General features: G+C 64.5%; 1 pseudogene. It reads left to right on the top strand.

The features are described from left to right. Positions 1-45 precede the first annotated feature (45 nt). Positions 46-231 (top strand): annotated as a pseudogene (locus KVS71_RS19400) (glutathione-dependent formaldehyde dehydrogenase); the annotation flags it as partial.

Here is a 231-nt window from a genome sequence, read left to right as displayed (position 1 = left end):
GGCGGCGCCTAGCGTCGGTCACTCCACGTAGCGAAGGAGCATCCGATGGAGGCGGTGACCTACCGCGGACCGTACAAGATCCCCGTCGAGGAGAAACCTGATCCGTCGATCCAACACCCCAACGACGCGATCGTCCGGGTCACGGGAGCCGCCGTGTGCGGGTCGGATCTCCCTCTCTTCCACGGCATGATGCCCGATACCCGCATCTGGCACACCTTCGGTCTCGAGATC

The organism is Microbacterium sp. GbtcB4, from assembly GCF_019091465.1.
Classification (GTDB): Bacteria; Actinomycetota; Actinomycetes; order Actinomycetales; family Microbacteriaceae; genus Microbacterium; species Microbacterium paraoxydans.
This window is presented reverse-complemented; position numbering and strand designations above follow the sequence as displayed.